Annotated in this window: 17 protein-coding genes; 8 read left to right on the top strand and 9 right to left on the bottom strand. The window is 72.3% G+C overall.

All coding sequences use genetic code 11. The features are described 5' to 3' along the window. Nucleotide 1 precedes the first annotated feature (1 nt). The 4 genes from A3CQ_RS0112960 to A3CQ_RS0112945 form a co-directional block, all read right to left on the bottom strand. Nucleotides 2–2,323 (bottom strand): FdhF/YdeP family oxidoreductase, encoded by a 2,322-nt coding sequence (locus A3CQ_RS0112960; protein ID WP_020511364.1) that lies wholly within the window; start codon nt 2,321–2,323, stop codon nt 2–4. 17 nt (nt 2,324–2,340) lie between these two features. Next, entirely contained in the window at nt 2,341–3,294 is a 954-nt protein-coding gene (locus tag A3CQ_RS0112955; protein ID WP_026205640.1) for a sugar ABC transporter substrate-binding protein, read from the bottom strand. An 88-nt stretch (nt 3,295–3,382) separates the two neighbouring features. Next, a complete protein-coding gene (locus A3CQ_RS0112950; protein ID WP_020511362.1) occupies nt 3,383–3,628 on the bottom strand; it encodes a hypothetical protein in 246 nt (81 codons plus the stop codon). 2 nt (nt 3,629–3,630) lie between these two features. Beyond that, on the bottom strand, nt 3,631–4,119 hold the full coding sequence (locus A3CQ_RS0112945; protein WP_020511361.1) for a hypothetical protein: 489 nt from the start codon (nt 4,117–4,119) through the stop codon (nt 3,631–3,633). 86 nt (nt 4,120–4,205) lie between these two features. Here A3CQ_RS0112945 and A3CQ_RS0112940 point away from each other — a divergent pair, with 86 nt between their 5' ends. Beyond that, on the top strand, nt 4,206–5,171 hold the full coding sequence (locus tag A3CQ_RS0112940; RefSeq protein ID WP_020511360.1) for a GlxA family transcriptional regulator: 966 nt from the start codon (nt 4,206–4,208) through the stop codon (nt 5,169–5,171). Here the strand turns inward: A3CQ_RS0112940 and A3CQ_RS0112935 are convergent. Next, a complete protein-coding gene (locus A3CQ_RS0112935) occupies nt 5,123–5,725 on the bottom strand; it encodes an SAM-dependent methyltransferase (protein ID WP_026205639.1) in 603 nt (200 codons plus the stop codon). The genes A3CQ_RS0112940 and A3CQ_RS0112935 overlap by 49 nt on opposite strands. Nucleotides 5,726–5,799: 74 nt before the next feature. Here A3CQ_RS0112935 and A3CQ_RS0112930 point away from each other — a divergent pair, with 74 nt between their 5' ends. The 4 genes from A3CQ_RS0112930 to A3CQ_RS0112915 all read left to right on the top strand — a co-directional run bounded on the left by A3CQ_RS0112930 (nt 5,800) and on the right by A3CQ_RS0112915 (nt 12,394). Further along, nucleotides 5,800–8,541, top strand: a complete 2,742-nt coding sequence (locus A3CQ_RS0112930) for an AfsR/SARP family transcriptional regulator (protein ID WP_020511358.1) — start codon at nt 5,800–5,802, stop codon at nt 8,539–8,541. A 77-nt stretch (nt 8,542–8,618) separates the two neighbouring features. Beyond that, on the top strand, nt 8,619–9,971 hold the full coding sequence (locus A3CQ_RS0112925) for an outer membrane protein assembly factor BamB family protein (RefSeq protein ID WP_084699036.1): 1,353 nt from the start codon (nt 8,619–8,621) through the stop codon (nt 9,969–9,971). Nucleotides 9,972–10,058: 87 nt separating this feature from the next. Beyond that, a complete protein-coding gene (locus tag A3CQ_RS0112920; RefSeq protein WP_020511356.1) occupies nt 10,059–11,888 on the top strand; it encodes a substrate-binding and GGDEF domain-containing protein in 1,830 nt (609 codons plus the stop codon). Between the two features lie 50 nt (nt 11,889–11,938). Then, on the top strand, nt 11,939–12,394 hold the full coding sequence (locus A3CQ_RS0112915) for a PaaI family thioesterase (RefSeq protein WP_020511355.1): 456 nt from the start codon (nt 11,939–11,941) through the stop codon (nt 12,392–12,394). Nucleotides 12,395–12,425: 31 nt separating this feature from the next. Here A3CQ_RS0112915 and A3CQ_RS52630 read toward each other — a convergent pair whose 3' ends face one another. Continuing rightward, nucleotides 12,426–12,854, bottom strand: coding sequence for an SAM-dependent methyltransferase (locus A3CQ_RS52630; protein WP_020511354.1), 429 nt, complete (start codon nt 12,852–12,854; stop codon nt 12,426–12,428). Nucleotides 12,855–12,949: 95 nt separating this feature from the next. On the opposite strand from A3CQ_RS52630, the gene A3CQ_RS0112905 reads away from it, so the two are divergent. Beyond that, nucleotides 12,950–14,122 (top strand): helix-turn-helix domain-containing protein, encoded by a 1,173-nt coding sequence (locus tag A3CQ_RS0112905; protein ID WP_020511353.1) that lies wholly within the window; start codon nt 12,950–12,952, stop codon nt 14,120–14,122. On the opposite strand, the gene A3CQ_RS0112900 is transcribed toward A3CQ_RS0112905, so the two are convergent. Then, nucleotides 14,119–15,276 carry a hypothetical protein gene (locus tag A3CQ_RS0112900; protein WP_020511352.1) on the bottom strand — a complete coding sequence of 386 codons (1,158 nt, stop codon included), beginning with the start codon at nt 15,274–15,276 and terminating at the stop codon, nt 14,119–14,121. The two genes, A3CQ_RS0112905 and A3CQ_RS0112900, sit on opposite strands and share 4 nt — an antisense overlap. Before the next feature lie 9 nt (nt 15,277–15,285). Here A3CQ_RS0112900 and A3CQ_RS0112895 point away from each other — a divergent pair, with 9 nt between their 5' ends. After that, nucleotides 15,286–15,870, top strand: coding sequence for a hypothetical protein (locus A3CQ_RS0112895; protein WP_020511351.1), 585 nt, complete (start codon nt 15,286–15,288; stop codon nt 15,868–15,870). Between the two features lie 27 nt (nt 15,871–15,897). On the opposite strand, the gene A3CQ_RS52625 is transcribed toward A3CQ_RS0112895, so the two are convergent. Continuing rightward, a complete protein-coding gene (locus A3CQ_RS52625) occupies nt 15,898–16,455 on the bottom strand; it encodes an HdeD family acid-resistance protein (RefSeq protein WP_020511350.1) in 558 nt (185 codons plus the stop codon). 30 nt (nt 16,456–16,485) lie between these two features. After that, on the bottom strand, nt 16,486–17,130 hold the full coding sequence (locus A3CQ_RS52620; RefSeq protein ID WP_020511349.1) for an NADPH-dependent FMN reductase: 645 nt from the start codon (nt 17,128–17,130) through the stop codon (nt 16,486–16,488). A gap of 106 nt (nt 17,131–17,236) precedes the next feature. On the opposite strand from A3CQ_RS52620, the gene A3CQ_RS0112880 reads away from it, so the two are divergent. Next, entirely contained in the window at nt 17,237–18,415 is a 1,179-nt protein-coding gene (locus A3CQ_RS0112880; protein ID WP_040432261.1) for a sensor histidine kinase, read from the top strand. Nucleotides 18,416–18,424: the final 9 nt, after the last annotated feature.

Genomic DNA, 18,424 nt, shown 5'->3' with positions numbered 1-18,424 from the left:
GTTATGAGGTAGTTGCGGGTGAGAGCCGCACCACTACCCATTTCGACGTGGGCGTGCCGCTTTCGGCGGCCTGCGAGTCGAGCGGGACCAGCGGATTCGTCTCCGGGTAGTACGCGGCCACGCAGCCCTTCGGTGTCGGGTAGGTCACCAGCCGGAACCGGTCGGCGCGACGCGTGACGCCATCGGCCCACTCGGAGGTCAGGTCGACGTGGTCGCCGTCGGCGAAGCCGAGCTCGGCCAGGTCCTCGGCGCTGATGAACAGCACGCGGCGCCCCGACCTGATGCCGCGGTACCGGTCGTCGAGGCCGTAGATGGTGGTGTTGAACTGGTCGTGGCTGCGCAGCGTCTGCAGCACGAGCCGGCCGGGCGGGACGGTCAGCACCTCGAGCGGGCTGACCGTGAAGACGGCGCGGCCGGACGGGGTCGGGAACGTACGCGAGTCACGCGGGCCGTGCGGCATGGTGAAGCCGCCGGTGCGAACCTTCTCGGCGTACCCGTCGCAGCCCGGGACGACGCGGCCGATCCGCTCCCGGATGGCGTCGTAGTCGGCGGAAAAGTCGGGCCAGGGGATCTGCGGGCCGGTCCTGAGGGCGGCCGACGCGATGCCGCAGACGATGTCGACCTCGGATCGCAGCAGCGGCCCGGCCGGTTGGGAGCGGCCCCGGGAGGCGTGCACGGCCGACATCGAGTCCTCGACTGTGACCCGCTGCTCGATGCCGCCGGTGAGGTCGCGCTCGGTGCGACCGAGTGTCGGCAGGATCAGAGCGGTCCGGCCGGCGTCGATATGACTGCGATTGAGTTTGGTCGAGATCTGAACGGTGAGGGTCGCGTTGCGCATGGCCGCCGCCGTGACCGAGGTGTCGGACATCGCGGCCACGAAGTTGCCGCCGAGGCCGATGAAGACCTTGGCCTTGCCGTCCCGCAGCGCGCGAACCGTGTCCACGGCGTCGTAGCCGTGGTGGCGCGGCGGCTCGAAGCCGAACTCGTCGCGCAGGCGGTCGAGAAAGACCGCGGGCGGCTTCTCCCAGATCCCCATCGAGCGGTCGCCCTGCACGTTCGAGTGCCCGCGCACCGGGCACAGCCCCGCTCCCGGCTTGCCGATCATGCCCTGGAGCAGGGCGACGTTGACGAACTCCCGGATCGTGGCGACCGCATTGTGATGCTGGGTGATCCCCATCGCCCAGCAGTGCACGATGCGCTCCGAGGACGTCAGCATCGCCGCCGCCTCCTCGATCTCCGCCCAGGGCAGACCGGTGGCACGCAGCACGGCGTCGCGGTCGAGCTCTCGGATGTGCTCTTTCCACAAATCAAATCCGCTTGTGTACGCCTCGACGAAGGCGCGATCGACGACGCCGGGCGCGCTGTCGTCGGCGGCCAGCAGCAGCTGGGCGATGGCCTGCCAGAGAGCGAGGTCGCCGTTGGAGCGGATGCGCAGCAGCTTGTCGGCGAGAGGGGTGCCGTGACCGGCCAGGCCGCGTGGTTTCTGGGGGTTGTCGAAGCGGAGCAGGCCGGCCTCGGGGAGCGGGTTGATCGCGAGGATGCGGGCGCCGTTGCGCTTGGCGATCTCGAGGGCGGTGAGCATGCGGGGGTGGTTGGTGCCCGGGTTCTGGCCGGAGACCACGATGAGGTCGGCGAGGTGCAGGTCCTCCAGCGAGACCGAGCCCTTGCCGATGCCGATCGTGCTGGCCAGGCCGACGCCGGTCGATTCGTGGCACATGTTCGAGCAGTCCGGCAGGTTGTTGGTGCCGTACGCGCGGGCCAGCAGCTGGTAGACGAACGCCGCCTCGTTGCTGGCGCGGCCGGAGGTGTAGAAGACGGCCTGATCGGGACTGGTCAGATCGTTCAGATGCGATCCGATCACGGCGAAGGCGTCGTCCCAGGAGATCGGCTCGTAGTGGTCGCTGCCCGCGCGGCGGACCATCGGGTGGGTCAGGCGTCCCTGCTTCTCGAGCCAGTGGTCGGTACGCCCGGCCAGGTCGCTGATCGAATGCGCCGCGAAGAAGTCCGGTCCGATCGTCTCGCGCGCGCCCTCCCAGGAGACCGCCTTCGCGCCGTTCTCGCAGAACTCGGCGGTGTGGCGGTGGCCCTGCGGATCGGGCCAGGCGCAGCTCATGCAGTCGAAACCGTCGACCTGGTTGAGCGTGAGCAGGTTCCGGGCGGTCTTGACCGGTCCCATCTGGCGCAGCGCCCGGGCCATGCTCACCGTGACCGCCTTGAGCCCGGCCGCGTGATCGGCCGGCGACCCCACCCGCAGCCGTGCCTCCTCGGCGTCGACCACCGGCTCCGAGGCGGGTGACAGGGGCTGTTCGGGGGTGGTCGTCATCGGCGCTCCTGCGGGGGTTACTCGTTCAGGCAGTACTCGGGGGCCTGGGCCAGCTCGGTCTTGGTGATCAGCTCTATCGGAACATAATCGATCTTGGTGATGGGTTCCTTGTTGAGCAAGCTGAGTGTGTTCTCGACGGCCTTCTGGCCCAGTTTCGAGGCCGGGTTGGCGACCGTAGCATCGATCTGGCCGGCCTTGATCGCGGCCAGTCCGGCGTCGGTGCCGTTGACCGTGGCGATTTTGACGTCCTTGTGAGCGGCCGTGAACGCTTCGGCCGCGCCGGCCGCCATGTCCTCGTTGGCGACGAAGGCGTACGTCATGGTGGGGTGTTCTTTGATCATTTTGGCGGCGACGGCCTTGGCCTTGGCCCGGTTGAACATGCCGGGCGCGCCGGCGACCACCCTGATGTTCTTCGGCAGGTTGTCGGTGAAGCCCTTGACCAGCAGGTCGGAGGCGGCGCCGGGCGCACCCGCGATGATCCCGGTGGTGGCGGGCGCACCGACGGCGTCGTTGCTCATCCAGCTCGCGTCGAGCAGGCCCACCTCGTTGAGGTTGACCGCGACGGCGCCGAGGATCGCCGAGGTGTCGGCGGGCGCCACCGAGGTCAGGAAGATCGGGATCTTCGCGGCGCGGGCCCGCGCGATGTCGGCCTTGAGCGCGTCGGTGTTCACGGTCTGCACGATCAGCGCCGTGACCCCCTGACCGATCAGGCTGTCGATGTTGGAGAGCTCGGTCTGCGGGTCCTGCTTCGAGTTCGCGCTGACCACCTTGACGCCGCGCTTGGTGGCCTCCCCCTCGACCGAGCGCTGCAGGCAGGTGTGGAACTCGGTGTTGCCGCCGTTGACGAAACCGAGCGTGATGGTGCGCTTCGTCGCCGGCGTGATCGCGTCGCTGTCGCCGCAGCCGGAAAGGGTGACACCGATGGTTATCGCCATGGCCGCGCCCGCGGCGCGGGTTGCACGTCCTGACACGGGATGCCCCTGATCGTGGACACGGAGATCACAAGTGCGCAAGAACGTAACAACCACGTGATTTTCGCAGCACCGCACGAGACGCACGCTAAGCCTGCACGGCCCGCATCGATCTCTCGGCGAGCAGGCCGCCCACGCCCGGCACCACGGAGAGCAACCGCGGACGGCCACGCGGCGTAGCGGCCACGGTCGCCCCGATCACCAAGAGATACGCGCAGCCGTGCAGCGGCCCGGCCAGAGTGGCGATCGCTGCGATGTGGACGGTGGCGAGGTTGGCCAGGAGCACGAGCAGCGAGGCGAACTCGACCCGGGCGGCGACCCGAAGCAGAAGCACCCTCAGGCTCCCGTCGTCGAGCCGGGCCGGACGATCATCAGCACCACGACGACCGCCCAGAGCAGGTTGAACACGCCCGCGACCATCCCGAGGCGCGCGGGCGCGGCCGCCGAACCACCGCCGCCGGACAGCGCCGGGCCGCCGCCGGACAACGCCGGGCCGCCGCCGGACAGGGCCGGGCCGCTGGCAAGCGCCGCGGCCTGACCCGGCAGCACCCCGAGCCCGAGCACGGCCGCCGCGACAACCGTCAGCACGATCGACACGATCAGCCACGCGTCCCCGAGCACGCCGAGCGACCCCGCCGTGGCCAGCCCGAACACCGGCACCGCCAGCCCGATCAGGGCGTACACCCGGCAGATCCGATGCAGGACGCGCATGGCGTCACGGTCACCGCGGCGCACCGCGGCCGGGAACATGCTCGCGGCCACGGTGACCGGGCCGATCGCCACGATCGCGGCGAGCACATGCAGCGAAAGCAGGAGTTTTGTCACGAGAAGAGACCGTATGGGGGCGATCCCCGGCGCGGAAGCGGCTCGAATGCCACAGGTCAACGGATTCTCGCCAGTATCGTGCCGGCATGCATCGGATCGTCGTGCTCGCGCTGGACGGGGTCATCCCCTTCGACCTGGCCACCCCCATCGAGGTCTTCGAGCGGGTCCGGCTCGCCGGCGACGTCCCCGCCTATGACGTACTCGTCTGCGCCCCCACCCCGGAGGTCGACGCCGGCCGGTTCACGCTGCGGGTCGATCACGGTCTCGAGGCCCTCGCCGAGGCGGACACGATCATGCTGCCCGGATGCCGGGAGCCCGCTCACCGCGTACGGGAAAATGTTTTGAATGGTCTGCGTGCGGCCGCGACGCGCGGCACCCGGATCGCGTCCGTCTGTTCCGGCGCGTTCGTGCTCGCGGCGACCGGATTGCTCGACGGCCGGCGCGCGACCACGCACTGGGCCGGCGCCGAGACCTTCGCCCGCATGTTCCCGCGGGTCGAGCTCGATCCGGCCGTCCTGTACGTCGACGAGGGACAGTTCCTCACCTCGGCCGGCGCGGCGGCCGGACTCGACCTGTGCCTGCACATCATCCGGCGGGACCACGGCTCGGCCGCGGCCGCCGACGCCGCCCGCCTGTCCGTGATGCCGCTGGAGCGCGAGGGCGGCCAGGCCCAGTTCATCGTCCCCGAGCGCCCACCGGCCCCGCGCGGCTCCACCATGGAACCCCTGCTCACCTGGCTCGAGGAGAGCTGCGACCGCGACCTGTCCCTGGACGCGATCGCGGCGCGCGCCGGCCTGAGCACCCGCACGCTCAACCGGCATTTCCGCGAGCAGACCGGCACCACCCCGCTGCAGTGGCTGCACCGCGCCCGGGTCCGCCGCGCCCAGCACCTGCTGGAGAACACCGAGGAGCCGGTCGATCGCATCGGCGATTCCGTCGGATTCGGATCACCGACGGCGTTTCGCGACCGCTTCAAGCGGATCGTCGGGACCAGCCCGCACCACTACCGGCGCAGCTTCAGGACGTCCAGGACGAACCATTCGTCGTCGTGATGGACCAACCTTTCCAGCCCGCGGAGGGCGGCCAGGGCGTCGTGCACGTGAGCACCGTCCCAGACGGCGCCGCTCCGGTCGCGGTAATGCACCGCGACGAGCTCGCCGTCCGGGGCCAGCCGTGCGAGCAGGCCCGCCAGCAGTTCATCAAGATCGTCACCGGACAGGTAGTAGAGCAGGTCGCCGATCACGATCAGGTCGAACGTGCCGTCCGGCAGGTCGGCCGGCAGAATCGCCCGCGCCACCGTGACGTGCGGAAACTCACTGACGGCGGCAGAAGCCTGGCGCACCGCGTCGGGCACTGCGTCGACCGCCAGCAACTCATCACAGCGCGGTGCGAGCAGCCGGGTCAGATGCCCGACCGCACAGCCCGGCTCGTAGGCCCGGCCGTAGTGCGAACGCAGCAGGCTCGCCATGGTCACCGCGTATTTCCGCTGGTCGGACCACTTGGTGGCATTGTCCCAGGGGTCGGCTTTCGCCTCATACATCCCGATGAAGTGGTCGAGCGAGACCGACCGGTCCGGCGGCGACGGATCGCCCTGCACGCGTGTCACCGCCCGAATTCTGCCAGTCGGGTCCCGGACTCCGCTGTTCAGCACGGCACCCACCATCGCTAGCGTGACCCGACGTGCGGGTCAGGCTTCTGGGGCCGGTCGATGTCACCGTGGATGGCGCTGCGCGTTCGGTCGCCGGCACCCGCCGGCAGGCGGTCCTCGCGGCGCTCGCCCTGGCGCCGGGGCACGTCGTCAGCACCGACCGCCTGGCCGACCTGGTGTGGGGCGACGCCGCCCCGCCCACGGCGGCGAACACTCTGCAGAGCCACGTCTCCTACCTGCGCCGGCTGCTCGGCGGCCGCGACGCGATCCTCGCCCGGCCTCCCGGGTACCTGCTCGACCTGGGCGCCGAGCCGACCGACGTGGCCGCCGCCGAGCGCCTGATCGGGCAGGCCGAGCAGTGCGCCGAGCCGGTACGCCGGGCGAGCCTGCTGCGCGCGGCCGTGGCGCTGTGGCGCGGCCCTCCCCTGGCCGACCTGCCCGGCTTCGAGCGCGAGGCGCAGCGCCTCGAGCAGCTGCAGCTGCGCGCCCGCCGGCAGCTCGTCGACGTCCGGCTCGAGCTGGGCGAGCACGCCGCGCTGCTGGGTGAGCTGACCGAGCTGAGCCGGCAGTACCCGCTCGACGAAGAGGTCGCCGGTCGGCTCATGCTGGCGCTGTACCGGGCCGGCCGGCAGGCCGACGCGCTCGACGCGTACCGGAGGCTGCGCGACACCCTGCGCGAGGACCTCGGCATCGACCCCGGCCCGGCCGTACGCGACCTCGAGTCGGCGATCCTGCGGCAGGACCCGTCGCTCGAGCTGCCGGCCCCGCCCGCCCCGGTCGAGGTGCCGGGCCAGTTGCCGCTGGCCGTCTCCGCCTTCACCGGCCGCGCCCGGGAGATGGCCGCGCTCGACCGCCTGCTCGACGAGTCCGGGCCGTCGGTGGCGATCGCGGCGGTCTCCGGCACCGCCGGCGTCGGCAAGACCGCGCTCACCGTGCGCTGGGCGCACCGGGCGGCCGACCGCTTCCCCGACGGGCAGCTCTACTGCGACCTGCGCGGTTTCGACCCGGGCGGCTCGGTGCTCGACCCGATCGACGCGCTGCGCGGCTTCCTCACCGCGCTCGGCACCCCCGCCGAGCGCATTCCGGACGGCCTGCCCGCGCGGGCCGGCCTCTACCGCAGCCTGCTCGCCGGCAAGCGGGTGCTGGTGCTGCTCGACAACGCGCGCGACGTCGACCAGGTGCGGCCGCTGCTGCCCGGCTCGCCCGGCTGCCTCGTGCTGGTGACCAGCCGCGACCGGCTCACGCCGCTGCTGGCCATCGAGGGCGCCCGGCCGGTGACGCTCGACGTCCTCTCCCCCGCCGAGGCTCGCGACCTGATCACCGCGCGGATCGGGCGGGGGCGGTGCGCGGCCGAGCCGGAGGCGGCCGAGGAGATCGTCGAGCGCTGTGCCCGGCTGCCGCTCGCGCTCGCGATCGCCTGCGCGCGGGCCGCCGCGTACCCGGAGCTGCCGCTGTCCAAGCTCGCCGGTGAGCTGCGTGACGCGGCCGGGCCGCTGGACGCGCTCTCCGGCGACGACAGCGGCACCGACCTGCGGGCCGTCTTCTCCTGGTCGTACCAGCGGCTCGACCCGGCGGCGGCGCGGCTGTTCCGGCTGCTCGGGCTGCACCCCGGGCCGGACGTGACGGCGAGCGCGGCGGCCAGCCTGGCCGGGGTGCCGCTCGCGCACATCCGTCCGCTGCTCGCTCAGCTCGCCCGGGCGCATCTGCTCACCGAGAAGACCGCCGGGCGGTTCTCGGCGCACGACCTGCTGCGGGCGTACGCGGCGGAGCTCGCCGGCGCAGATCAAGAGCTCGAAGCCGCCCAGCTCCGGCTGCTCGACCACTACATGCACAGCGCACACCGGGCGGCCGGCCTCGTGCACGAGCCGTCCGACCCGATAGCGCTGGACGAGCCCCGGGACGGGGTGACCATGGCGGCGCTCTCCGACCGGGCCGACGCGCTGCGCTGGCTCGGCGCCGAGTACCCGGCCCTGGTCGCGGCGATCGACCGGGCCGCCGAGGAGGGCTTCGACGCGTACGTGTGGCGGCTCGCCCTCATCCTCTGGGACTTCCAGGACCGGCTGGGGCGCTGGCACGACCTGGACGCGACGATGGCGAGCGCGCTGGCCGCCGCGTACCGGATCGGGGATCGTGACGCCCAGGCCCGCATCCACCGGCGGGCCGCCGTGGCCGGACGCCGGCTCGGCCGCGGCGACGAGGCCGAGCGGCACCTGCGGCTCGCGCTCGAGCGCTACCGGGAGCTGGCCGACCGGTCCGGGGAGGCGCGCATCGTCTACAGCCTCACCGTGCTCTTCGACCAGCAGGGCCGGTACGAGGAGGCGCTGCGGCACGCGCGGATGGCGTTCGACCTGCACCTGGAGCTCGGCGACCGGCGCGGGCAGGCGGCCGCGACCAACGCGATCGGCTGGTGCCTGGCCCGGCTCGGCTCCTACGCCGAGGCCGCTTCGCACTGCCTGCGGGCGCTGGCCGAGCACCGGGCGATCGGCGACGAGGACGGCCAGGCCGAGTCGCTGGACAGCCTCGGCCTGGTCCACCACCACCTCGGCCTGCACCGGCAGGCGATCACCGACCTCGAGGAGGCGCTGCGGCTGTTCCGGCAGGGCGCCGACCGGTACGGCGAGGCCCAGGTGCTCGGCCACCTCGGCGACGCGCACCTGGCCGCGGGCGAGCGCGAGCCGGCCCGGGCCGCGTGGCGGGAGTCGCTCACGATCCTGCACGAGCTGTCCCACCCGGACGCCGACACCCTGCGTGACAAGCTCGACGCTCTGCGCTGATCCACTTCAGTCGCGCATCAGCCTCGCTCCAGCGCGGCCTGGGATCGTGCCCCCGTCCATCGGACAAGGGGGGAACCATGAAGTTACGAAGCATGCTGGCGATCGCCGGCACGCTCGCGATGGCACTCGCGGCCGCGCCCGGTGTGGCGCAGGCCGCATCGCCGGCCTGGCCACAGTTCGGCTTCAACGCGCAGAAGACCGGGGCGAACCCGGACGAGCGCACGATCACCCGGAGCACCGTCGGCGGGCTCCAGCTCGAGTACGTCGCGTTCGGGCCGGCCGACCCGAACTTCGGCTTCATCTCCGACTCGTCGCCGGCCGTCGTGGGCAACGTCGCCTACCTCGGCACCGACTCGGGCCTGCTGATGGCGCTGCCGGCCACCGGGTGCGGCAGCGACGCCTGCTCGCCGCTGTGGACGGCGAAGCTCAGCAACGGCGCGCACACCTCCCCGTCGGTCGCCGGCGGCCTGGTGTTCATCGCGTCGGCCGGCAACGCCGACAACAACCTCGGCACGCTGTACGCGTTCCGCGCGGCCGGCTGCGGCGCGGCGACCTGCAGGCCGGTGTGGACCGCCCCGGTGCCGAACACCGGGTCCTCGCCGACCGTCTCCGACGGCATCGTCTACATCGTCGCCAGTGACGGCCGCCTGCTCGCCTTCACCGCGAACGGGTGCGGCAAGGCGACCTGCGCACCGCTGTGGGCCGGCAACCTCAAGACGTCGGGCAACGGCGCTCCGGCGGTCGCCAACGGCCTGGTCTACGCGACGTCGTCGGAGCGGCTCGTCGCGTTCCGGGCGGCGGGCTGCGGCCTCAAGATCTGCCCGCCGGTCTGGGCCAGCCAGCCGGTCGCCGGGTCGGACACCGGTTCCGGGCTCATCCAGGACTCCGGGCCCACGGTCAGCGGCGACAAGGTCTACTTCTCGAGCGTCGACTTCCAGGCGCCCGACGGCAAGGCCGGGACGGTCTACGCGATGTCGTCCACCGCGTGCGCGTCCACGCACAACCTCAACTGCGCGCCGCTGTGGGTGGCGCATCCGGCCGACTTCGACTCGATCAACACGAACCTGACCGTGTCGGACGGCATCCTCTACGGCAGCGCGACCGGCTTCGTGTACGCGTTCGACGCCAACGGCTGCGGCCAGGCGGTCTGCGGCTTCCTGTGGCTGGGCGGGCTCGGCGTCAGCTCGGGCACGCACGCGTCGCCGTCGGTGGCCGGCGGGGTCGTGTATTACACGCAGAACGTCGGACAGATCGGCGGCTTCGACGCGGCCGGCTGCGGCGACATCACCTGCTCACCGATCTTCTCGGCGATCACCTCGCAGTTCAACGGGTTCATGACCACCCCGGTGATCGTGAACGGCCGGCTCTACGTGGCCGGCCCGGAGGTGGGCGGACAGCCCACGATGTGGGTTTACCATCTGGCGAAATAATGGTCAGGCCGGCCCCGGGCCGGGGCCGGCCGTCCCAGGTATCGCACATGTGAAGCATCCTTCGTGTTTTCGAGGGATCATGGCGGGATGAGCGGCCGCACCTTCGGGATCCTTTCGCCCTTCGTGGGAGGCGACTACTACGGGGCGATCATCGAGGGGATCAACGCGGCCGCCGCCCGGGGCGGGGACCGGATCATGGCGATCCAGACACTCGACCCGGGCGCGCACAGCGCGGACCGCAGCGGGCTTCCCGACTTCCGCAAGCCGCTGTCCTGGCGGCAGCTGGCCGGCCTGGTCGTGCTGCCGGGGGCCGTCGACGTCGCGTACGCGATCGAGGCCCGCGCGGCCGGCCTGCCGGTGGTGTTCGTGGCGCAGGACGCGGAGGGCAGCGACTGCTCGGCGGTGCTGGCCGACAACCGCAGCGGCGTACGGGAGGCCGTGGCCCACCTCATCGCGCACGGGCACGAGCGGATCGCGTTCGCCGGCTATCTCACCCACTTCGACCTGCGGGAACGGCACGAGGGATACCGGGAGGGGCTGCTCGCAGCCGGCATCACGCCCCGGGCCGACCTGTTGTTCGACACCGGCGACAACCACGAGTCGGGCGGGGAGTCGGTGGCCGACGCGCTGATCCGGGCGGGGATGCCGGCCACCGCGATCGTGCTCGGCACCGACCGCAACGCGATCGGTCTGACCGACCGGATGAACGCGGCCGGCTACGACCTGCCCCGCGAGCTCGCCGTGGTCGGCTTCGACGACATCGCGGACGCCACCTACGTCCAGCCCAGCCTCTCCACGGTCCTGCAACCCCTGGACTCGCTCGGCACGATCGTCTACGACCTGCTCCGCGATCTGGAATCCGACAAATCCCCGAAAACTCGTCTTGTTCCGACAAACTTCGTGCAGCGGGACTCGTGCGGATGCCCGGGCGACGGGCTGCCGGTCTCCGAGCCGAAGGTGCGGGTCCTGTTCGGCCAGGTGCAGTACCTGCAGAGCACCCTCAACATCCAGTACGAGTTGGGCATCGAGCTGCTCGGCACCCACCAGAGCGACCCCCGCTCCCTGGAGTGGCTCGGCCTCACCCCGGCGATCGCCGGCTGTCTCGGCCTGTGGACGCCCGGCGACGACAACCGCCTCGAGGTCGTCGGCGACTTCCGGGCCGGCTGCGACACCGGCGCCGCGCTGTCCGCCGACGAGTTCCCGCCGCCGCAGCTGTTCGCCATGACCGACGGACCGGCCGGCGACATCGTCTTCCTCGTGCCGGTACGCAGCCGCAACCGCGACTGGGGCGTGCTCGCCGCCGTCGGCCGCATCCAGTCGACCACCCCGCCCGGCCGCGAGATGATGAACCACTCCGGCGCGCTGCTGGCCGCCGCCCTCGACTACGAGGTGATGATGGCGGCCCTGCGCGCCCAGGAGGAGAGCCTGCGCAACGCGGCCCTGCACGACCACCTCACCGGCCTGCCCAACCGGGTGCTGCTCGAGGACCGGATGGAGCAGGCCGAGCGGCGGGCCGCCCGCCAGCCCGGGTACCGGTTCGCGATCCTCCTGCTCGACCTGGACGGCTTCAAGGCCGTCAACGACACGCTCGGCCACGCCACCGGCGACGTGCTGCTGGTCGAGGTCGCCCGGCGGCTGACCGGCCTGCTGCGCAAGTCGGACACGGTGGCCCGCCTCGGCGGCGACGAGTTCGTGATCCTCCTCGACGGCGTCAACGAGCACCAGGCCGTGATCGACAACGTCACCGCCGCCATCTCCGCCCCGTTCTTCATCGACGGCGAGCGCGTCGGCGTCGGCTGCAGCATCGGCGTGGCGGTCTCCGGCGACGGCATCTCCGACCCCGACCACCTCCTGCGCGAGGCCGACGCCGCCATGTACCGCGCAAAGTCCGCGGCGAAGCGCGCTACTTCTCGCTGAGGTCATTCCCCGGACGCCCGCCGGTCACCGCGACCGCCGACAATGCCGGGATGAACGGCACGGACGTGGCGCGTGACCTGCTGACCCCGATCCCCGCACACGCGACGACGGGACTCTCGGTCGTCTCCGCGAAGAACGGTGTCGGCGTCGTCGCGATGGACGCGCCCCCCGCGCTGGCGAACGTGATCGGCTCGCTGCACTCGAGCGGCCTGATCACCCTGATCGACGCGGCCGGTCTGGCCGCCATCATCGCCGCCGGCCCCGACCGGATGACCGGCGTGATTCCCCTGGGCTCCGCGGCCACCCTGCGCTTCCTGGCCCCCGCCCGGGGCCGCCTGACGGCGACCTGCGACCTGGACACCCACGCCCGCGACCAGCTCGCGGCCCTGTTCGCCCAGGCCACCCCGACAATCAAAATCAAGACCACGGCGTTCGTACGCGACGAGCACCGCACCCTGGTCTGCGAAGGCACCTTCGACTGGTCCATCCGCCGCGCGACCCCGTGACGAAAGGTTCGATGGATTTCGTTGACGGGCGTCAGAGCGGCTTGCGGGCGGCCTCATCGTCCGGGCGCCAGTCGGGGACCCGCACCACGCCCGGGTCCACCAGCTCCATGCCCGCGAAGTATGCCGTCACCTGGTCGCGGGTGCGGAAGGTGAGCCGGGCGTTCATCAGCTGGTTCATCCGTGGAGCGGCCCGGGCGACCTCGTGCGTGTTGTCGGCGGCCGGCAGACCGGTGCCGATGTCGAGGAACTGGCGTACCCCGGCGCCGGCCAGGTGACGGACCGTGCGGGCCAGGAATGCGCGGTTGCCCTGTACACCCTCGACGACCTCGGGCGAGTCCTCCCGCATCATGTCGCCGACCTGGCGGTCGACGGCGAAGTTGTCCTTGCCGCCCAGCCAGTAATCGTAGACACGCGCGATGTGTGCCACCCGGCTGTCGATCGGGCGCTGACTGTCCGTCATGGAGCATGAGTCTTCCACGGCAGGTCACCCGATCGTGTCCCCCGGCGGTACCGGTCTGTACCACTCCGGGTACGGCCGTGCTTACCGTCGGTGTCATGACGGTCGGGGAGCGGATTCGGGCGCGGCGCCAGCTGCGCGGCTGGAGCATGCGGTACGCGGCGAGCAGGGCGGGCATCTCGCACGCCACCTGGAGCCGGATCGAGCGGGGCCGGCAGGCGGCCGACAACCGGTTCATGCTGGCGGACATCGCGGCCGCCCTCGAGTGCTCCCCGGCCGAGCTGGTCGGGGTGGCGGTGCCGGCCACCGACCGGGAGACCGTGGCGGCCCAGGTCGCGGTGCACGGCATCCGGCAGGCGCTGGTGGACATCGACCCACGGGAGCGGCCGGTGCGCCCGGCGACGCCGGTGGCCGAGCTCGCTCGTACGCTCGAATTGGCCGACACCCTGCGCCGGGCGTGCGATTACGCCGGCGCCGGCCGGATCCTGCCCGACCTGCTGCGCGGGCTGCACGCGGCCGCGGCGGGACCGGAACGGCCGGCGGCGCTGCGGATGCTCTGCGAGGCCGCCTTCCACGCCTCGGGCGTCGTGCGCAACCTCGGGCATCCGGCCGAGGCCTGGCTGGGCGCCGAGCGCAGCCTCGAGGCCGCCGAGGCCGCCGACGACCCGGTCCTGGTGGCGTTCGCGGCCTACGCCCGGGCCTGCGCCGCCTCGGCCTGCGGTTCGTTCGAGCGCTCCCTCGCCGTGGCCGGCCGCGCGGCCGGCGACCTGCGGCCGCACCTGGCCGGGCCGGGCGCCCTGGAGACGCTCGGCATCCTCCAGCTCGTCTGCGCGGTCTCGTCCCGCGCGCTCAAACGGGGCGACGACAGCCGGACGTGGATCGCGGAGGCGGCGGAGGTGGCCGGGCGCACCGGCGAGAGCGACGCGCTCGGCCTGTTCTTCGGGCCGACCAACGTGAACATCTGGCGCATCAACATCGAGACGGACGGCGGCGACCCCGGGCGGGCCGTTCAGATCGCGGGGGTGACGAACCCGGCGGTGATCGGGGCCGGCTGCCGGGAGGTGTTCTACTACGCCGACACCGCGCGGGCGTTCGCCCAGCTGCGCGGGCGGGACAAGGAGGCGATCCGGTTCCTGCTCACGGCCGAGCGGATCGCGCCGCAGCACCTGCACGCTTCGGCCCTGGCCCAGGAGACGACGCGAGCGCTGCTCGACCGGTCGGGCGGCTCGCAGCTGCGCGGCCTGAGCGAGCGGCTGGGGATCATCGCTTAACGCCGGCGCCGGAGGATCAGGACGCCGAGGAGCGCACCGGCGGCCAGGAGGAGTACGCCGCCGGTGATCAGCGCGCCCGCCGGGAAACCGACATTTCGGGCCGTGGCCGCAGCGGTGGGCGACGGCGAGCGGGAGTGCGACGGCGATGGGGACGCGGAAGGTGACTTTGAGATGGCCGGTCGTGAGGGCAGCCCGTAGCGCAGCAGCCAGGGGTCCGTTCCCTCGGAGACGGTCAGCAGCGCGGTCCCGTCGGCGGTGTAGGTGACCGACTCGCCCTGCGGCTCGTCCGGGAGCGCGATCTGCCGCGGCTTTCCCTCGGTGATGGCGCCGATCACATCGCCGCCGGAAACATCGAATTCAAAGGCGTCGGCGTACGTACGCAGCACCGCGTGCCGGTCGTCCGGGCTGACCGCGCCCCCGGTGACGACCAGCCGGCCGGGGAACGAGAACGGGTTGCTGGTCGTGGTCACCGGCAGCGACACCGACCCGGCCCTGCGCAGCGGGGTGACCTTCCCGGCTCGGAGCGGGCTCGCCGGCACGTACACCCCGGCCGTCGCGATCGTCTTGGTCACCACGATCGGCGTACCGCCGGGGTCGAGCAGCAGCGCCTCGGCGTCGTGCGGACCGTCCGGGTACGACAGCCGGAACAACTGCGGTTTCTTCGCCCCCGGGGCGAGCCGCCAGAGTGCGACCGTCGTCCGGTTCTCCCCGTTGTCGCCGATGTCGGCCACCCACAGCGTGCCGTCGGCGGCGAGGCCCATGTCCTCGGTGTCGCGCGGCCGGGACGGGTAGGACACCGTCCGGGTCACCGCGCACTTGCCGTTCAGGTAGAAGATCTTCCGGGCCGCGGGGTCGTCCGAGCCGTCGTTGACCACCACATAGCCGCTCGCGGTCGCGACCAGGCCGGAGAGCTCGGTCAGCCGCCGGTCGCCGATCCGGCACACCCGCTGCGGCCCGGCGTCAGCCGCCCGCGCCTCGGCCACCCACGCCGTGGCCACCAGCGCTGCGGCCGCCGGCGCCGGGGCGGCCGGCATGAGCAATGCCGACGCCGGGGCGGCCGGCACGAGCACCGGCAGGCCGATCCCGGCCATCGTCGCGACGTGAGCCGTCACCGCCCGCAGTGTCATCGAGATCCATTGGAGCACGTCCGGCACACTCCAAGCGTGCCGACCACGCCCGCCGCCCCCGTGGCCCGGTCCGCGACCGTCTTCGGGCTGTATCTTGCCGCCGCCGCGGTGGCCGCGGCGCTCCCCCTTGCCCGTCTCCCCGGCGACGGGCAGACCCTCGTGACCTGCATCGTGCTGGTGGTGGCCTTCGCCGCCGGTGCGATGCTCGTCAAGTCGCGCACTATCGTGCACTTCGTGAGCCTCGTCGCGGCCGCGCATCTGGTCATCCTGACCGGGCTCGCCGCGCATTCGGCCCTGCTGGCCGCGACCGGCGACCGGGTGACCGCGACCGTGACCGCCCGCGCGATCGTCAAGGGTCCGCACCACGCCATCACGTACCGCTATTCGCTGCGGACCCCTGGGCACGTACCCATTCCGGGTGGGCTGCTCGAGGATTCCGACGAATTCGGCGTCGGCGACACGGTCGAGGTCGTCACGAACGGCCGGGTCAACCCGAAGACCACGGGTGAGGTGGCGGCGGCCCGTCCGCTCGGGATCGCCGCCGCGGTGGCGCTGGTCGCGACTCTGCTGTCGTGCCTGGCGATAGGCCGTATCTTCCCGAAGGAGCCGCCGCCGGCCTGAGTCGTCCGGCCGGCGGCGAGCCCGGGATCATGCGGCGGTGGGGCGGGAGCGCAGCACCAGCACGAGCTGGAGCGCACCGATGATGAGCAGCCAGATGCCGGTGAGAACGACGATGGTGGCCAGCGACGGGCCGGGCCAGATCAGCACGACGAGGCCGCCGAGAACGCTGATGCCGCCGAGGACGCCGGCGAGTGTGCGGGCCGGGCCCGAGCTGTGGCCGGCGAACGCCGCGACCAGGCCGACGATGCCGCCGATCAGCCAGGTGATGCCGATGATGGTGGCGATGACCAGCAGCGAGACGACGATGTCGCGCAGGCAGATGACGCCGCCGATGACGAACAGGATGCCGAGCACGGCGGCCAGCGCGCGGCTCCCGCCGTCGGCCGCGTGGGCCGTGATCGCGTTGACCAGGTAGACGATGCCGTGGATCAGGAGCCAGAGGCCGAAGAGGACAGCGCCCACGTGCAGCGTCGCCTTGGGCCAGACGAGAAACATGATGCCGAGGATCAGCGAGACGGCGGCGCCGGTGAGAGCGAGCCACCAGAGCATCTTTTCCGTGCGGTCGGTGGAGAGGAGCGTGGTCATCGTTACCCCCCTAGAAAGATGACGATCACTCTACTCGCTGGGGCGCCAGATCTCGGCTCGCCAGCTGCGCAGAGGTGAGGCGTCGTTGCGCTGCACCACCGGGTAGAGGCTGGAGACCCCCTGCCACGACGGCTGCACCTTCGGCCGGGGCGCGTCCAGCGACCGGGCGAGCGTCCGCAGCACGTCGAGCAGGGCCTGATGCAGCTGGGGGTCGGCGACCGTGCCGCTGTTGTCCATTGCGGACTGGGTGAGCGGGATCCGTACGCAGGCGGGGTGCAGCACCCGGGCGCCGGCGTGGGCGAGCACGACCTCGAGGGCCGTGCAGGCGCCCTCGTCCTGACCGGGCACGGCGACCGACAGCCAGGCGGCCGGCTTGCCGGTGAGGTCGCCGCCGTCGACCAGCCAGTCGAGCAGGTTCTTGAGGCTGCCCGGCATCGAGCCGGCGAACTCGGGGGTGCTGAACAGCACGGCGTCGGCGGCGGACACCTGCAGCCGCAGGAACGAGACCGCGTCGGGCGGCGAGTACTCGCCCGGGACGAACGCGGGCAGGTCACGCAGGCCGTCGTAGAGCGAGGCACTGATCTCGGCGGGCGCCGACCGGGCGGCGGTGCGCAGGGCCGCGGTGTGCAGGGCGTCCGGCCGGGTGTTCCCCGAGATCAGCAGGATGCGGGTCATGGCGGCGACCCTACGTCCCCCCGGTGTCGGGGAGGTGTCGCGAAACGCTCAGGTCCTTCCGGCCCGTGCCGACATAGCGGGGCATCACCGAGGGACGGGATATCACGTGAGCGAGCAGAGCAGGTTGGCGGCCGTGCACAGCTACGGCCTGCTGGACGCCGCCCGCCCGGTCGTGCTGGACGACCTCGCCCGGCTCGCCGCCCGGATCTTCGAGACGCCCATGTCGACCGTCACCCTGATCGACCGGGACCGCCAGTGGTTCGCCGGCAACACCGGAATGGAGGGCAACGAGGCGCGGCGTGCCAACTCGCTGTGCGCCTGGATGATCGACCACCCGCGCCCGCTGGTCGTCGGCGACGCCCGCGAGGACGCCCGGTTCCGCGACTACGCGAACGTCACCGGCGCGCCGTTCATCCGGTTCTACGCCGGGGTGCCGCTGGTCAGCGAGGACGGGTACGTGCTCGGCAGCGTCTGCGTGATCGACCGGGAGCCGCGCGGCTTCGGCGACCGCCAGGTGGAGATGCTCGGCGACCTCGCCGCGCAGGCCTCCGGGCACCTCGAGGCGATCCGCGAGCAGCTGCGGCTCGCCCGGCTCGACGCCGAGTTGACCCGGCTCACCCGCCGCGAGCAGGACCTGGTCGCCACCGTCTCGCACGAGCTGCGCACGCCGGTCGCGACCATGCAGGGCTACCTGGAGATGCTCGGCGAGCAGGAGGACCTCGCGCCGTACCGCCGGCTGATCGAGCCGATCCGGCGCAACGGCGACCGCCTGGTGCGGATGGTCGACCACCTGCTCGCCGGGACCCGGCCCGACGACACCCCGCCCAAGGACGAGGGCATGGTCGACCTCGGGACCGCGGCGCGCGAGGCCGTCGAGTCGTGCCGGGCCCTCGCCGCCACCCGCGGCGTTCCGGTGACGCTTGGCATCGGGGAGGAGGGCGCGTACGTGATCGGCGAGGCCCCCGCCCTCGGCCAGGCGGTCGCCCACCTGGTCCGCAACGCGATCCTGTTCTCCCCGTCCGGCGCGACCGTGCGGGTCCGGCTGGACGGCGCCGAGGTGGAGATCGCCGACGAGGGCGCGGGCATCCCGGGCGACGAGCTCCCGTACGTCTTCGAGCGTTTCTACCGCGGCCGGTACGCCGAGCAGCAGGCCGTGCCGGGCATGGGCCTGGGCCTCGCGATCGCCTGGCGGATCGTCACCGCGCACGGCGGACGCCTGGAGGTGGCCTCGGCGGGCCCGGGCCGTGGCACGCAAGCGCGCATTTCCCTGCCGGCAGCGGGCTAAAGCCGACGT

The organism is Paractinoplanes globisporus DSM 43857 (genome assembly GCF_000379645.1).
Taxonomy (GTDB): Bacteria; Actinomycetota; Actinomycetes; order Mycobacteriales; family Micromonosporaceae; genus Actinoplanes; species Actinoplanes globisporus.
Note: the sequence above shows the minus strand (reverse complement) of the source record. Positions and strands in the feature narration are given on the sequence as shown.

What these genes read in the sequence shown, in the direction of transcription:
- A3CQ_RS52625 (WP_020511350.1), bottom strand. Translation starts at nt 16,455, where the DNA reads ATGACCACGCTCCTCTCCACCGACCGCACGGAAAAGATGCTCTGGTGG.
- A3CQ_RS0112915 (WP_020511355.1), top strand. Translation starts at nt 11,939, where the DNA reads ATGAACGGCACGGACGTGGCGCGTGACCTGCTGACCCCGATCCCCGCA.
- A3CQ_RS52630 (WP_020511354.1), bottom strand. Translation starts at nt 12,854, where the DNA reads ATGACGGACAGTCAGCGCCCGATCGACAGCCGGGTGGCACACATCGCG.
- A3CQ_RS0112940 (WP_020511360.1), top strand. Translation starts at nt 4,206, where the DNA reads ATGCATCGGATCGTCGTGCTCGCGCTGGACGGGGTCATCCCCTTCGAC.
- A3CQ_RS0112960 (WP_020511364.1), bottom strand. Translation starts at nt 2,323, where the DNA reads ATGACGACCACCCCCGAACAGCCCCTGTCACCCGCCTCGGAGCCGGTG.
- A3CQ_RS52620 (WP_020511349.1), bottom strand. Translation starts at nt 17,130, where the DNA reads ATGACCCGCATCCTGCTGATCTCGGGGAACACCCGGCCGGACGCCCTG.
- A3CQ_RS0112920 (WP_020511356.1), top strand. Translation starts at nt 10,059, where the DNA reads ATGAGCGGCCGCACCTTCGGGATCCTTTCGCCCTTCGTGGGAGGCGAC.
- A3CQ_RS0112925 (WP_084699036.1), top strand. Translation starts at nt 8,619, where the DNA reads ATGAAGTTACGAAGCATGCTGGCGATCGCCGGCACGCTCGCGATGGCA.
- A3CQ_RS0112905 (WP_020511353.1), top strand. Translation starts at nt 12,950, where the DNA reads ATGACGGTCGGGGAGCGGATTCGGGCGCGGCGCCAGCTGCGCGGCTGG.